Below are 14,775 nucleotides of genomic sequence, written 5' to 3' on the forward strand. Positions count from 1 at the left end.
TTGGGCGCTGAAGGTGCGGACAGTTGCGCCAGGGCTGCGTCTGTAGCAGCAGCCCGTCAGCAGTGGTTGTTGAAGCGGCAACAGCCCGAGCGTGCGGCGACTGGCGTTGCCTGCAGATTTGGCATGCGCCCGCTCAACTTGTGGGAGCTGGCACCCGCTTGCGGCTTGCCAGCGATAGCGGTGTGTCAAGCGCCATCGATGTTGAATGGACCGGCCCCATCGCGGGCAAGCCCGCTCCTACAGTGGTTCTGGGTGTTCGCAGATTCTGGGTATACCCACTCAACCTGTGGGAGCTGGCGCCCGCTTGCGGCTTGCCAGCGATAGCGGTGTGTCAAGCACCATCGATGTTGAATGGACCGGCCCCATCGCGGGCAAGCCCGCTCCCACAGTGGTTCTGGGTGTTCGCAGATTCTGGGTACACCCACTCAACCTTGTGGGAGCTGGCTTGCCAGCGATAGCGGTGGGTCAGGCACCATCGATGTTGAATGGACCGGCCCCATCGCGGGCAAGCCCGCTCCCACAGTGGTTCTGGGTGTTCGCAGATTTTGGGTACACCCACTCAACCTTGTGGGAGCTGGCTTGCCAGCGATAGCGGTGGGTCAGGCACCATCGATGTTGAATGTTCTGGCCCCATCGCTAGCAGGCCGCAAGCGGGCGCTAGCTCCCCCAATCAATTCAGGCCGGCTGGCCAATCTCCTCGAGGGAAGCACTGCGCAAATAGGTCTGGTACAGCGCCGCATAGGCCCCGCCCTGGGCAATCAACTGGCGGTGCGGGCCTTGTTCGACCAGGCAGCCGCGTTGAATCACCGCGATCCGGTCGGCGTCGCGAATGGTCGCCAGGCGGTGAGCGATGATGATCGCCGTACGGCCTTCGCACAGGCGCCGGAATGCCCGCTGAATACGCCGCTCGGTATGGATGTCGACCGCCGAGGTGGCCTCGTCCAGCACCAGCACCGCCGGGTCGGCGAGGTAGGCCCGCACCAGGCACACCAGTTGCCGCTGGCCATGGCTCAGGTGCCCGCCCAAAGGCCCGACTTCGCTGTGGTACTGGTGAGGCAGGCGCTCCAGCACCTCGTCGGCCCCCAGCTCGCGGGCCGCGGCGATCAGTGTTGCATCACTGGCGTCGGGAGCGGCCAGGCGCAGGTTGTCGAGGATGGTGCCGCTGAACAGCACGTTGTCCTGCAGCACCACGCCAACGTTGCGGCGCAGCGCTTGCTGGGTCAGTTCGCGCACGTCGATGCCGTCGAGTCGCACCGCCCCCGCCTGCACCTCGTAGAAGCGCGTCAACAACTGCACCAGGGTGCTCTTGCCATGGCCTGAAGGGCCGACGATCGCCAGCACTTCCCCCGCGCGAATCTGCAAATCCAGCTGATCGATCACCGGCGTCGGGCTGTGGGGGTCGTAGGCAAAACTCACCTGCTCGAAGCTCACGTCGCCCCGTGCCCGGTCCAGGAGGCGTGGGGTGGGGCTGTCGGTGATCTGCGGGCGGGTGTCGAGCAATAGGAAGATCCGCTGCGCCGACGCCGAACCGGTGGCGTAGCGCTCGAACAGGTCCGACAGTTCCTGCAAAGGCCCAAGAAACAGGAACACGTAGAACAGGCTTTCAGCGATCTGGCCCACACTGACATCCGCTTGTGCCAGGCCGTAGGCCCCCACCAGCAACAGCAGCGCCATGCCGGCGGAACTGAGCAGCGCGGTGAACGGCGCGAACCAGCTGGAGCGCAGGCTGCCGCGGATCAGTGCCTGGTTGAAGTCCTCGAGCAGACCACGGTAGCGCCGCAGGTTCGGAGTCTGTTGCGCGCACTGTTGCAACATCCGCGCGCCGCTGACGCTTTCCACCAGGTGTGCGGTGAAGCGGCTGCGGTTCTCCGCGACCTTGGCCCAGTTGCGTTGGGAGATGCGCTTGAAGCTCCAGGTCGCCAGCACCAGCAACGGCACGGTGGCGACCAGGCTGAGGAAGAAACGCGGGTCGATCCGCCACAGCATCACGGCCGCCAGCCCGCAGCGCAGCAGTGCGCCCAGCAGCTCCGGCGGGCCCTGGATCAGCAGCGGTTCGAGGCTGTCGACATCGCGGTCGGCGCGGGAAATGATGCGCCCGGCCTTGGTCCGATCGAAGTAGCTGACACTCAGGCTCTGCACGTGGGCGAATACCCGCACTCGCAGGTCATTGAGTACACGGATCGCCGCGCCGCCGGCGACGAACTGCGAGACCCCGGCCAGCAGGAACCGACCAAGCCAGCTCGCCGCCAGGCCGAGACCCAGCCACAGCACCAGGCGCTCATCGAGCAACCAGTGATCCTGCTGCTGTATCAGCCCACGATCCAGCAGTTCGCGCACGAACCAGGGCCGCAGGAACACGGTGAACACCAGCAGCAGCTCGATGCCGATCACCGCGGCGATCGACCCGCGTATCGGTTTGAGCAGCGGCAGCAGGCGCGTCAACATGCTGCGGTCGAGAGCCTTTTTTGCCAGTGCTTCTTCAATTTCAATATCGCTCAAGGCTGTGCCGGCGATTGGATTAGCCATGGTCGATCCCTAGCAGGTCGCGGTAGTCGGGGTGGGTTTGCAGCAGTTCGCAGTGCTGGCCGCTGGCGACGATCCGGCCGTCCTGGAGCATCAGCACGCGGTCGGCGAGGAGGATGGTCGAGAGCTTGCTGGAGATCACCAACACGCTGGTGGCCCGGCCCTGGTCGCGACGCAGTTGGCGAATGTTGTCCAGGACCTGGCGTTCGCTGATGGCATCGAGGGCGCTGGTGGCGTCGTCCAGGCACAGGATGTCGGGCTCGTCGAGCAGGGCGCGGGCCAGGCACAGACGCTGGCGCTGGCCGCCGGAGAGCGTCACGCCGCGATCACCCAGGGGCGTGGCCAGGCCATGGGGCAGGCGTTCGAGTACGTCTTCGGCGGCAGCCAGGCGCAAGCCCTGGCGCAACTGTTGTTCACTGGCCGTCGGCGCGCACAGGCGCAGGTTGGCGGCCAGAGTGTCGGAAAACAGAAAGCTCTCCTGGGGCACCACGTGTACTCGTCGGCGCAGTTGATTGAGATCCAGTTGCCGAATGTCCTGCCAGCCGGCGGCGTCCGAGCCCAGCAGCAGACGTCCGCTCGTGACCTCACTGAGACGCGGCAACAGGCTGGCCAGCAGGCTTTTGCCGGTGCCTGTCGCGCCCACCAGGGCGACGATTTCCCCTGGCTGCAGGGTCAGCGAGCAGTCGCGCAGAATGGCCTGGCCACCGCCGGGCGGGCTGACGCTGACGTGCTCCAGTTTCAGCCCCAGGGGCGTTTCGGGCAGGCTGGCCGGGCCGCTGCGGATCGCCGCTGGCTCATCCAGCAGCTGCCAGATGCGCTCGGCGCTGGAGCGGGCGTCGGCGAAGGTCTGCATCACTCGACCGATGCCTTCGATCCGAAACACCAGGGTGGTGGCGATCAGCAGCGAGGTCACCAGCTCGCCGATCCCCAGCTGCGCGTTGGCCACCAGGTGGGCGCCATACACCAGGATCCATACATGCCCCAGGGCGACCACGGCCTGGGGCAGGGGAATCCGCGAGCTGGAGTAGGCCAGGGCCAGGCGTGCGTGTTCGGCGAACAGCGCCACCTGTGTGGCGAAGCGCTGGGTGCGGCGGTGTTCGAGGCCGAACGACTTGATCACCCGCACACCACCGATGCCCTCGCTCAAGTCCTGGTTGACCCGGTCGTAGGCGGCGCCAACGGCCCGGTCGAGGCTGACCAGGCGCTCGGTCTGGCGCACGAAAATCCACAGTCCGAGGACCGTCAGCAACAGCGGCACCAGCCCCAGCAGCGGGTTGTACCAGCTCAACAGGCCGACCGTGGCCAGCACCACCAGCGGGGTTTCCACCACCTGGCGCCAGAAGCTGATGAGCGCGTCGCGAACCTTGTCGGCATCGCGGGTGGTGCGGGTGATCATCTCGCCCATGCCGTGCTGCCAGTGGTAGCCCAAGTGCAGGTCCTGGACCTGCTGCAGGATGCGCTCGCGCAGGCGCGTCAGCAGTTCCTGGCTGAGCACCAGCGACAGCACGCTGGCGGCGTACTGCAAGACGCCACGACCCAGGGCCACGGCCAGCATCAACCACAGCCAGTACCAGCCGAGGCTGGCGTCCAGGCTGCCATCGGCCTGGTGGACCACCGCGCGGCCGGCGCTGACGTCGTTCACCGCATGGCCGATCAGCCACTGCTGCCAGACCAGGCCGAGGTTGATTGCAACGTAGAGCGCCGCCACCAGGGCGAAGCGCCAGGGCATTTCCCGGTAGATCGCCAGGCAGCGCAGAAGGGGGTGTTTTTCGATCATGGAGAGCTCATTAGCGTCACGGGGCTTGTGGGAGCAAGGCTGCCCGCGATGGCGATCACCAGCACGCCATCGCGGGCAAGCCTTGCTCCTACGGGTATGGAGTGGGGGGAGATTTAGCGGCGGGTCGCGCCCTGTTGTTCCTTGGCATTGAGGATCGCGGTGTATTCGCCCGGGTCGACGCCGTTGAGGTAATAGTTGCCGACGTGGTGCAGGCGCCAGCGGATCGGGTCGTGGGTGGTGTGCACCCGGGCGTTGCGCCAGAAGCGGTCGAGGTTCCATTTGCTCAGGGACGAACTGGCGCCGAGCAGGGAGAAGATGTCGCTGGAGATCTGCAGCGATGCTCGATCCGAATGGGCGCGGGCGGTGGCCACCGAGAGGATCAGTTCGTCCTGCAGCTCTTTATTGTCCGGGTCCAGTTCGTGCTGGTCGAACACCTGTGCGGCCTCGCGCAGCAGGGCTTCGGCGCCGCGCAGGGCCACCGCGTACTCGCCGATCTGCTTGATGATGTGCGGTTCCTCATTGGCGTGTTCGACGCCGCTTTCTACCCACGGCCGGGCATTGTGCTTGAGGTAGTCCACGGCAGCGGCCAGGGCGCCGGCGGCAATGCCGGTGTCGATGGCGGCGTGGAGGATCTGCGGGAAGGTCAGGCCGGTGCGCTTCATCGGTCCTTTGCGCTGGGACACGAAGCGTTCGTCGAGCTCGATGTTGTCGAAAATCACCGTGCCGCTGACTGAGTTTTTCTGGCCGAAGGCTTCCCAGTCATCCACCAGGGTCAAGCCCTCGGTGTTGCGATTGAGCAGCACCCCGGCACCGCCATCGTCGGAAGCTGCCGTCAGGGAGATCCACTCGGCGAGGTAGGAGCCGGTGGAGTAGAACTTGCTGCCATTGAGGATCAGCTTGCCGTCCGCACGGCGCTCGACCCGGGTCTTGAGGGCAAATTTGTTCTTGCCACCGACCTCCGCCAGGGCATTGCCAAAGCGCTTGCCGGCCAACACGTCGCTGACCAGGCGGTCGCGCACGGCGTCCGGGTAACCGGTGAAAATCCCCCGCAGCATTACGTTGTGAATCTGCAGTAACTGGCCGACCCCGCCATCGGCCACGGAAATCAGGCGCACGCTTTCGACGATGGTCTGCACCGATGCGCCCAGCCCGCCAAAGGCCTTGGGCACGCCGATGGCGGTGAGGCCGCTGTCCGACAGCAACTGCGCCTGGCGCCGGGGCAACTGGCCGTTCTGGCTGGCGTCGGCTGCGATCGCGGCGATTTCCCGGGCAATCTCCCGGGCCACGGCAATGGCCTCGGCCTCGCTGGTCAACTGGCGTACGGGGGCCAGCGTGTGGGGTAGGGGTTCGATCTTGCTCATAGCGATTCCTCGGCTAATGGATTGCCAGCTCCTGCAGGAGGGGGCGTGGTTGATAGGCGCTGGAACTGCCTTGAGCAAGTTGTGCGCCAAGGTCGGCAAACCCTTGCCCGGCGTGGCTTTGGTCGCGGGGGTGTTGCTGGGGCAGCAGTGCACGGAAGGCGACTGCGCAGCCAGCAGCAGTGGTCGCGCAATGCTGCTGACAGGCCAGCAATCAAACCCCGTGGTTAACCCGCTGCGCGGCGCCAGCCCAGGTAAACCGGGGCTTGGCGCTCTTGGCACGGACGCTGCACTGGCCTTGGCAACTGACTCGCAAAACCCGATGGAGCTGCCCATGACGCTTGCTGCCCAACACCCCAGCCCGCTTGCCGAGACCGAGCTGGCGCAGATCTGGTTCACCCGCTGCCCGGTGCCGACCGCCTCGGGCATCGCCTACAAACTCGGCTGGCTCAGCGCAGAGTTTGCCGCCGACGGCCTGCCGGTCTCGACCTTGCAGGAGGCCCGGCAACTGGGCCGACATCACTACGATCACCAACTGCCGGGGCTGTTTCGCGAAGGCGGTAACGTTCCGGCACTGGCGGCGCGTGCCGCTGGGGCGCCGAGCCGGCTGATCGGCCTGACCTGGATCGAGGAGTGGCAGACCATTCTGGTTCGCCCGGACTCCGGTATCCGCAGTGCGCAAGACCTCAAGGGCAAGCGCCTGGCCTTGCCGGCCTGGGGCGACAGTCGTCCCGGCAGCATCGCCCGGGCCATGAGCCTGCACGGCTACAAAGGCGCGTTGAGCCTGGCTGGCCTGGGCTTTGACGACGTCGAGCTGGTGGAAGTGGCACTGCAGGACCAGGAGCAGGCGGCCAACCCGCAGGAAGGTTTGCAACGCCTGTGGTCGGGCCTGGATTACCTGGTGCGCGGCGAGGTCGATGCGGTCTACGTCAAGGGCGCTTCCGCAGCCGACGCCGCGCGCCGGCTGGGGCTCGTAGTGGGGATTGACCTGGACCAGATCACTGATCCGCGCTACCGCATCAACAACGGCACGCCACGGCCGATCACCGTGCACCAGAGCCTGCTGGACAACCATTTCGAGCTGGTGGTGCGGTTCCTCGCGCAAACCCTGAGTGCGGCTGATTGGGCCGCTGACAACCGCGAAGCCCTGCACGCCATTCTCGAAGAGGAGACCCGTGCCGGCAGCGCTGGTGTGGCCGAAGCCTATCGTGGCGATTTCCATACCACCCTGGCCCCGGACCTGTCGGCACAACGCCTGGAGTTCCTGCAGATCCAGAAAAACTTCCTGTACCTGCACGGCTTCCTCGAAGGCGATTTCGACATCGCCGACTGGGTTGACCCGCGCCCCTTGCAAGCCGCCCATGAACTGTTGGCCAAGCGCCGCGCCTGAACCCGGAGAACTGCCATGACTGTGCTCATCCACGAACAACTGATCAGCGAACAACTGCAAGCTTTCATCGACAAGGTGCTGCTGGAGGCCGAACAAGCCTTCAGTGTGTTCCGTGAAACCAACACCATCACCGCCAACGGTACCGTCGGCTTCATCGAGCGGGTGCCGGGCGAGGAATTGCTGGTCTCGGTCAACTACGGCGGGCCGTGGAACTACCGCCAACCGCTGCAGGCCACCGTCACCGACTTCGCCGGCAAGGTGATCTACGGCAAGGGCAAGGGTGGCCTGGGTCGCTACACCAAGTTGTTCCAGACCCACCCCGATGTCACCACCGTGTCCCACGTGCATTCGCCGTACCTCGGTGCCTGGGCCCAGACCCACCGCACGCTGCCGTTCCATTACGTGCCGGTGCAGCGCTATCAGCTGGCGCGCGAGCTGCCGGTGTACATCGACCGGCGTCAGCCGGAAGTGGATTTTATCCTCGACAAGATCGCCGAGAACCCCTTCAACCTGGCGATCCTCGAAGCCAACGGCGGTTCCACCGTGTGGGGCAAGCAGGGGCTGCGCGCCACCGCCGAGTTCATTCTGTTGCTGGAGGAGGGCGCACAACTGCAGTTGCTCGCCGACGCCCTGGGCGGATCGCGTGCCTACGGCCCGGGCGTACTGACCCAGCAATGGAAGATGAGCGGACTGTATGACCAGGCCACGGAACTGGGACTGGTGCCGGCGATTGATCGGCGTAGCTGAGCCGCTGATTACCCCTCACCCCTGTCTGCGCTGGCGTGCCCGCGATGCCGGGCTCACGGGCGCCATCGCGGGCAAGCCTTGCTCCTACCTCATCGAAAGGAACACACCCATGGCAGTCAAGATTCTCTGGTACCTCACCACCCCCGACGGCCCTTATCCGTGGGAGCCCGAGGGCCGCTGGCAGACTGATTTCGAGCACCTCAAGCAATTGGCCGTGGCCAGCGATCGCCTGGGTTACTACGGCGCGTTGCTGGGCTCCAGTCCCAACGAAAGCCTGGCGGTGTCCGCCGCCCTGATCGATGCGACCCAGCGCTTGCGCTTCCTCGTGGCGCAGCACCCGGGCGAGCTGTCGCCGGCGGTATTGGCCAAGTGGGCACTGACCTTCGACCAGTTCTCCAATGGTCGCTTGCTGTTCAACGTAGTCAACGGCAACGACGCTGGCCTAGCCACCCTCGGCGTGCATTACCCGCACGATCAGCGTTATGACTTCAGCCTGGAATACTGGCGCGCCTTCCAGGGTTTCTACGCCGGCGATACCAGCGGCTACAACGGCCAATACGTCAAGCTTGCGCCCCGCGCTGTGGGCGCCGCCAACCATCCATTGGGCGGCTGGCATCCACCCCGGCAAAAGCCCGGTATTGCGTTGTGGGGCGCCGGGACATCCGGTCCCGGCGTGGCTCACTCAGTGCAGTTGCTCGACGTCTACCTGAGCTTTGCCAACACCCCGCCAAAACTCGGCGACAAGTTCCGCAAGGTGGCCGCCGAAGCGGCGAAGATCGGCCGCGAACTGACCTTCGGCACCCGCCTGCAGATCATCGTCCGCGAAACCGAGGAGGAGGCCTGGGCCCACGCCGAGAAGCTGCTGCAACGCACTTCGTTGCAGACCGCGCGCAACGCGGTCGAGCGCCAGTTGCCGGCCGGTGAAACCTTCGACAGCTTCCACAGCGACGACCCACAAACCCAACGCAACCTGGATACCCTGCGCGCCGGACGCCTGCCCAAGGCCCGGGACCTGGAGATCTACCCCAACGTCTGGCTCGGCCCCAGCCTGTTCGGTTTCAACATCCTCGGCCCGGCCGCCGGCACCTACCTGGTGGGCAGCGCCGAGCAAGTGGCCGAACGGATTCGCGAGTACGAGGCCCAGGGCACCTCGGCCTTCATCCTCTCGGGTTTCCCGCTGATCGACGAAGCCCATCGAGTGGCTGACCTGCTGTTCCCGCTGCTGGACCTGGACCACGGCTTCGACGTGCCGCGCCTGGGCGTCAGCCGCCGGACAGCACCGCGCACCACCGAGCAGGCATAAGGAAGCGCGTCATGAATCAGGATTTTCCCCGCCGGGTGTTTCTCGGCAACAGTCTGGTGGTCGGCGGCGGTTTGCTGCTGGGCAGCAGTCTGCTCAGTGGCTGCGACAGCCCCGTGGATACGCCTAGCGTGCTTTCCAGCACCCCGGTGCGCGGCGGTCGGCTGCGGGTCGGCATCATCGATGGCGACCAGTCCGGCAACCTTGACGCGCACAAACCGGTGGGCGGCGGGATCATTCGTGGCTGGGCGCTGTACAGCAAGTTCTGGGAGTGGAACAGCGATGTCAGCACGCGCCTGGCCCTGGCCGAATTTGCCGAGCCGAATGCCGATGCCAGCGCCTGGACCATTCGTATCAAGCCAGGGCTGGAGTTCCACCACGGCAAGACCATCGGCGCCGACGACATGCTGTTCTCGCTGTTGCGCCTGACCGATCCCAAACTGGCTTCGCCGTTTGCCGGCCTGGTCGGGGCCATCGACCGCAATGCCTTGCGCAAGCTGGACGAGCGGACCATCGAGATCCGCTTCAAGGAAGGCCAGAGCTTCTTCCCGCTGGACGAAACCCTGATCAGCTTTGGCGGCATCGTGCCCACCGACTACCACCCGATCAGCAATCCGGTGGGCGCGGGCCCTTACAAGCTCAAGAGCTTCATCCCCGGCCAGCGCTCGCTCTACAGCCGGTTCGAGCACTACTACAAGCCCAATCAACCGTATGCCGACGAGCTGGAGATCATCGAGTTCAAGGACCAAGTGTCACGCTCGGCGGCGTTGCGTGCCGGGCAGATCGACCTCGCGAGCGGTGTGCAGGCTGAACACAGCGCGCTGCTCAAGGCCGATTCGCGGCTGCAGCTCTGCGTGTCGCCCAGCACCTCGTTTACCGGGTTCAACCTGAACCTGGCCAAGGCGCCGTTCCAGGACGTGCGTGTGCGCCAGGCCTTTCGCCTGCTGGCCGACCGTCAGGAACTGGTGAACCGTGGCCTCAACGGATTCGGGCGGATCGCCAATGACCTGTACTCACCCCACGACCCGACCTACAACCACGCCATCGTCCAGCGTCCCCATGACCTGGAGCAGGCGCGTTCGCTGCTGCGCCAGGCTGGGCAGGATGACCTGCGGGTCGAACTGACCACCACGCCGGGGCCGGGGGTCAATGCGGCATTGGTGTTTGCCCAGCAGGCAAAACAGGCCGGGGTGCAGATCAAGGTCACCCAGGTCGACGGCTCGGTGTTCAACGGGCCGCAGCGCGAGAACTGGCTGCTGTCGCCGGGTTCGACCCCGGCCCGCGGCTTTCTCGCCTCGGCCTTGCACAACGATGCACCGCAGGCGATCTATAACCGCAGCAATTTCCATGACCAGCGTTTCAGTGCGCTGTACCAACAGGCGCTGGCGCAACCGGACCTGGCCCAGCGCAAAGTGCTGGTGCACGAAGCCCAGGGTATCCAGCACGAGCGCGGTGGCTTGTTGATCTGGGGTTTCAACGACGTGCTCGATGCGGCATCGACCCGGGTTGGCGGGCTGCTGCCCGAGCAAACCACGTTCGCCTCCTGGCGCTTTGACGAGCTGTGGTTGAACCATGGATAAATCCTCCAAGCAACCGCGTACACCGGCGTGGCTGGCCTGGTTCATCGGCCGGCTCGGCTATGGCCTGCTGACGGCCTGGGTGATCAGCCTGGTGGTGTTCATCGCCACGCAGGCGCTGCCCTCGGACCCGGCCCGGGTGATTCTCGGCCCGGATGCGCCGCTGGAAAGCATCCTCACCCTGCAACGCCAACTGGGCCTGGACCGGCCGATCCTCGAGCAGTACCTGGGCTGGCTCGGGCACGCCGTGCGCGGTGAGCTGGGGGTGTCGCTGGACTCCAATGCGCCGGTGGCGAGCATCCTCTTCACGCGTTTTGGCTACACCCTGGCGCTGTTGGCCGGGGTGATTGCCCTGGTGGTGCCGACGGCGCTGCTGTTGGGGGTGAGCCTGGCGTTGCGCCGCGACAGTCGCCTGGACCGCATTAGCCTGTCGTGGCTGATCTTCCTCAAGGCGACGCCGGGGTTTCTGTTGGCCATCGGCCTGGTGCTGCTGTTTTCCATGCCGCACATGGACGTGCTGCCGGCGGTGTCGCTGATCGACCCGGACCGTTCGCTGTGGCGGCAGTTGCAGTACCTGGTGTTGCCGGTGTTGGCCCTGAGCCTGTCGGCGCTGCCGTACCTGACGCGGATGGTGCGGGCCTCGATGATCGAGGCACTGGAGTCCGACTACGTGATCGCGGCCCGACTGCGCGGGATCGCCGAGTGGCGCATCGTCTGGCGCCACACTTTGCCCAATGCCCTGGTGCCGGCCATCCAGGGCGTGGCGCTGACCCTGCGCACGTTGATCGGCGGGGCGTTGCTGGCCGAGGTGATTTTCAGCTACCCCGGCATCGGCACCTCGCTGAATTCGGCGATCCAGATGCGCGATCTGCCGATGATCCAGGCAATCGTGTTGTTGATCACCCTGGGCGTGGTGCTGATCAACCTGTGTGCCGACCTGCTGACCGTGCTGCTCACCCCCAAGCTGCGCACGGCCCGGCGCGTGACCCTGATCCAGCGCAATCGTCGGGGCATCCAGCCCTGGTGGCGGCGCTCCACTCCCAAGGCTCCGTGAGAGGTGCTGCATGCGTGACTTATCCGTGACTCGCTGGCACTGGCTGGCACACACGCAAACCCGCAAAGGCGCGGTGATCACGCTGCTGGTGATTGCCCTCGCGCTGTGCGGCCCCTGGCTGGCGCCCCATGGGCCGACCGACATGCTCGGCACGGTCTATGGGGCGCCGACGGCCGGGGCGTGGCTGGGTTATGACTTCCTCGGGCACGATGTGCTGTCGCGCCTGCTCAATGGCGGTTGGTCGGTGCTGTGGATGTCCGTGGCCGCCGCTGCGATCGCCCTGCTGGTGGGCAGCACCCTGGGCTTGCTGGCGGGCTTTTCCCGGCGTCGGCTGGACCAGTTGATTACCTGGCTGGCGGATGTCTCGCTGGCGTTTCCGGACTTGATTCTGGTGCTGCTGATCGTCTCGATGCTCGGCCGCGCGCCGTGGCTGATCGTGCTTACCGTGGCGATTGCCTTCACCCCTGGGGTGATCCGTCTGGCCCGGGGCAGCGCGGTGGCGGTGGCCGGCCAGGAGTTTGTCGAGGCCGCACAGATGATGGGCTATTCGCGTTGGCGGATCCTGTTCCGCGAGATCCTGCCGAACATCCTTACACCGCTGCTGGTGCACTTCGGCAACATGCTGACCTGGGGCGTGGGCATGCTGTCGGGCCTGAGCTTCCTCGGTTACGGCGTGGCGCCGCCGACTGCCGACTGGGGCTTGATGATCAATGAAAACCAGGCCGGATTGCTGGTGCAGCCTTGGGCCGTGCTGGCACCGGCGGTGCTGATCGGGATCTTTGCCTATGGCACCAATATTCTGGCCGAAGGCATCGGCCGCAGCAGTTCACGGATTGGAGAAAAGCCATGAATGCGCTCGCAGGCTTTGAGTCACCAGACAAGCTCAGCACCCAGGTGCTGCAGGTGAGCGACTTGCGCGTCGAGCTGCAAGGCCAGGTCGATGTGCTGTCCGGGGTGTCGTTCAGTGTCCAGGCTGGGGAAATTCTCGGCCTGGTGGGGGAGTCGGGTTCCGGCAAGACCACCCTGGCCACGGCATTGCTGGCCCACGCCCGACGCGGTGCGCGGATTGTCGGCGGTCGGGTCGAGGTGGCGGGGCAGGCCTTGCTGACCTTGCAGGGCGATGCCTTGCGCCGGGCCCGGGGCAGCCTGATCGGCTATGTGGCGCAGGACCCGGCCACGGCGTTGAATCCGGCGTTGCGCATCGGCAACCTGCTGCGCGAAACCCTCGGCGCCCACCAGGTGCAACTGGACCGCGGCGCGCAACGCCAGCGCATCAGCGAGACCTTGCGCGACGTCGGCCTACCGGATGATCCGGACTTCCTGCGGCGCTTTCCCCACCAACTGTCTGGTGGCCAGCAGCAACGGGTGATGCTGGCGCTGGCGTTTGTCCTGCGCCCGAAGTTGATCGTACTGGATGAACCGACCACCGCCCTGGACGTCAGCACCCAGGCCCACATCCTCGCCACCTTGCGCCGGCTGTGCAAAAGCCTGGGGGTCGCGGCGGTGTATGTGTCCCACGACCTGGCGGTGATCAAGGACCTGGTGGACCGGGTGATGGTGATGTACGCCGGGCGCATCGTCGAGACCGCCAGCCGTGAGGCGCTGTTCAGCCGGCCGGCCCATCCCTATACCCGGGGCTTGCTGGCGGCGATTCCGGATGTGGCGCAGCGTCGCGAACTGGCGGCGATTGCCGGGCACGCCCCAGCGCCGGGGCAGCGGCCAGTCGGCTGTGGTTTCGCCGCACGCTGCCCGCGGCGCACTGCCGCCTGTGCGCTGGCCGAGCCAGCGTTGCACGAGGTCGCGCCAGGACAGCAGGTGGCGTGCCTGGACCCGCATCGGCAGGCGTTGCAGTTGATTGCCAGCCAGGGCGCGCAGCGGGTCGGGGAGGTGGTTGAGCGACCGGCGTTGCTCGACATTCAGGGGCTGAACGTGGCCTACGACCGCCAGGTGTTGTTCGATGTCTCGTTGCGCGTGGCGCCCGGGGAATGCCTGGCGTTGGTCGGCGAGTCCGGTTCCGGCAAGACCAGCCTGGCCCGCGCGGTAGCGGGTTTGGGGGAGAACGCCCAAGGCCGGATGTATTACGCCGGGCAGGAGTTGAGCCTGGCGGCGCGGCAGCGTGAGGCCGGGTCCCGGCACCAGATCCAGTACATTTTCCAGAACCCGTACCGGGCGTTGAACCCCCGGCAGACGGTACTACAGACCCTCAGCGGGCCCTTGGCGCACTTCTTCGGAATCAAGGGTGACGAGGCCCGTCAGCGGGTAGCGGCGGTGCTTGAGCGGGTGTCGCTGCCGGCTTCGGTCGGCGCGCTCTACCCCCACAGCCTGTCGGGCGGCGAACGGCAACGGGTGGCTATCGCCCGGGCGCTGATCTGCCAACCGCGCCTGCTGATCTGCGACGAAATCACTTCGGCGCTGGATGTCTCGGTGCAGGCGTCGATCCTCGCGTTGTTGCGTCAGTTGCAGGCGCAAGGGCTGACTCTGTTGTTCGTTACCCATGACCTGGGCGTGGTCCGCGCCATCGCCGACCGGGTGGTGGTGCTCCAGCACGGGCGAGTGGTGGAGCAGGGTTGGGTCGATGCGGTGCTGGACCAACCGCAGGCAGCGTACACCCGCACGCTGCTGGAAAACTCGCCGACGCTGGCGGGGGTGTTGTAGGCGTGGGCTTGGATACTGCCTGATCCACCGCCATCGCGAGCAAGCCGCAAGCGGGCGCCCGCTCCACAGGTTCTGTGGGTGTATGCGGGATCTGCAAGCACTGCAAATTACTAATGTGGGAGCGGGCTTGCCCGCGATGGTCGTCAACGATGACGCGTGCAGTCTGACACCCAGCAGCGCCCTCAGGCTTTTCGCGGGCAAGCCCGCTCCCACAGGTTCAGTGGGTGCATGCAGGATTTGCAAGCACCGCAAATAACGGTGCGAGCGGGCTTGCCCGCGATGGTCGTCAACGATGACGCGTACAGGCTGCTACCCAGCAGCGCCCTCAGGCTTTTCGCGGGCAAGCCCGCTCCCACAGGTTCAGTGGGTGCATGCAGGATTTGCAAGCACCGCA

Annotated in this window: 10 protein-coding genes; 7 read left to right on the plus strand and 3 right to left on the minus strand. The window is 65.9% G+C overall.

The genetic code is table 11. The annotated features are described in order from the left end of the window. Positions 1-675 precede the first annotated feature (675 nt). The 3 genes from ACM6IP_RS18535 to ACM6IP_RS18545 form a co-directional block, all read right to left on the minus strand. Entirely contained in the window at positions 676-2,526 is a 1,851-nt protein-coding gene (locus ACM6IP_RS18535) for an ABC transporter ATP-binding protein (RefSeq protein ID WP_414862036.1), read from the minus strand. After that, positions 2,519-4,300, minus strand: a complete 1,782-nt coding sequence (locus ACM6IP_RS18540) for an ABC transporter ATP-binding protein (protein ID WP_414862037.1) — start codon at positions 4,298-4,300, stop codon at positions 2,519-2,521. Before ACM6IP_RS18540 ends, ACM6IP_RS18535 begins: the two co-directional genes overlap by 8 nt. Before the next feature lie 113 nt (positions 4,301-4,413). Next, the gene (locus ACM6IP_RS18545) at positions 4,414-5,661 is read right to left on the minus strand and encodes an acyl-CoA dehydrogenase family protein (protein WP_414862038.1); all 1,248 of its coding nucleotides are present in this window, start codon (positions 5,659-5,661) and stop codon (positions 4,414-4,416) included. Positions 5,662-5,992: 331 nt separating this feature from the next. Between ACM6IP_RS18545 and ACM6IP_RS18550 the strand changes: the two genes are divergently transcribed. From ACM6IP_RS18550 to ACM6IP_RS18580, 7 genes are all read left to right on the plus strand, one after another. Then, a complete protein-coding gene (locus ACM6IP_RS18550; protein WP_414862044.1) occupies positions 5,993-7,048 on the plus strand; it encodes an ABC transporter substrate-binding protein in 1,056 nt (351 codons plus the stop codon). A 15-nt stretch (positions 7,049-7,063) separates the two neighbouring features. Continuing rightward, positions 7,064-7,795 (plus strand): class II aldolase/adducin family protein, encoded by a 732-nt coding sequence (locus ACM6IP_RS18555; RefSeq protein ID WP_095169058.1) that lies wholly within the window; start codon positions 7,064-7,066, stop codon positions 7,793-7,795. A 109-nt stretch (positions 7,796-7,904) separates the two neighbouring features. Beyond that, positions 7,905-9,098, plus strand: a complete 1,194-nt coding sequence (locus ACM6IP_RS18560) for an LLM class flavin-dependent oxidoreductase (protein ID WP_414862039.1) — start codon at positions 7,905-7,907, stop codon at positions 9,096-9,098. 11 nt (positions 9,099-9,109) lie between these two features. Beyond that, complete coding sequence (locus ACM6IP_RS18565) at positions 9,110-10,675, plus strand: ABC transporter substrate-binding protein (protein ID WP_414862040.1); 1,566 nt, start codon at positions 9,110-9,112, stop codon at positions 10,673-10,675. Then, the gene (locus ACM6IP_RS18570) at positions 10,668-11,726 is read left to right on the plus strand and encodes an ABC transporter permease (protein ID WP_414862041.1); all 1,059 of its coding nucleotides are present in this window, start codon (positions 10,668-10,670) and stop codon (positions 11,724-11,726) included. Before ACM6IP_RS18565 ends, ACM6IP_RS18570 begins: the two co-directional genes overlap by 8 nt. A 10-nt stretch (positions 11,727-11,736) precedes the next feature. After that, positions 11,737-12,576, plus strand: a complete 840-nt coding sequence (locus tag ACM6IP_RS18575; protein WP_414862042.1) for an ABC transporter permease — start codon at positions 11,737-11,739, stop codon at positions 12,574-12,576. Then, positions 12,573-14,381, plus strand: a complete 1,809-nt coding sequence (locus ACM6IP_RS18580; RefSeq protein ID WP_414862043.1) for a dipeptide ABC transporter ATP-binding protein — start codon at positions 12,573-12,575, stop codon at positions 14,379-14,381. The genes ACM6IP_RS18575 and ACM6IP_RS18580 overlap by 4 nt, the downstream gene beginning before the upstream one ends. The last annotated feature ends 394 nt before the right edge of the window (positions 14,382-14,775 follow it).

This window comes from Pseudomonas sp. IT-P176 (assembly GCF_949767245.1).
Lineage (GTDB): Bacteria > Pseudomonadota > Gammaproteobacteria > Pseudomonadales > Pseudomonadaceae > Aquipseudomonas.

Excerpts from the sequence above, each read along its gene's own strand:
- ACM6IP_RS18535 (WP_414862036.1), bottom strand. The coding sequence starts at position 2,526 with ATGGCTAATCCAATCGCCGGCACAGCCTTGAGCGATATTGAAATTGAA.
- ACM6IP_RS18540 (WP_414862037.1), bottom strand. The coding sequence starts at position 4,300 with ATGATCGAAAAACACCCCCTTCTGCGCTGCCTGGCGATCTACCGGGAA.
- ACM6IP_RS18545 (WP_414862038.1), bottom strand. The coding sequence starts at position 5,661 with ATGAGCAAGATCGAACCCCTACCCCACACGCTGGCCCCCGTACGCCAG.
- ACM6IP_RS18550 (WP_414862044.1), top strand. The coding sequence starts at position 5,993 with ATGACGCTTGCTGCCCAACACCCCAGCCCGCTTGCCGAGACCGAGCTG.
- ACM6IP_RS18555 (WP_095169058.1), top strand. The coding sequence starts at position 7,064 with ATGACTGTGCTCATCCACGAACAACTGATCAGCGAACAACTGCAAGCT.
- ACM6IP_RS18560 (WP_414862039.1), top strand. The coding sequence starts at position 7,905 with ATGGCAGTCAAGATTCTCTGGTACCTCACCACCCCCGACGGCCCTTAT.
- ACM6IP_RS18565 (WP_414862040.1), top strand. The coding sequence starts at position 9,110 with ATGAATCAGGATTTTCCCCGCCGGGTGTTTCTCGGCAACAGTCTGGTG.
- ACM6IP_RS18570 (WP_414862041.1), top strand. The coding sequence starts at position 10,668 with ATGGATAAATCCTCCAAGCAACCGCGTACACCGGCGTGGCTGGCCTGG.
- ACM6IP_RS18575 (WP_414862042.1), top strand. The coding sequence starts at position 11,737 with ATGCGTGACTTATCCGTGACTCGCTGGCACTGGCTGGCACACACGCAA.
- ACM6IP_RS18580 (WP_414862043.1), top strand. The coding sequence starts at position 12,573 with ATGAATGCGCTCGCAGGCTTTGAGTCACCAGACAAGCTCAGCACCCAG.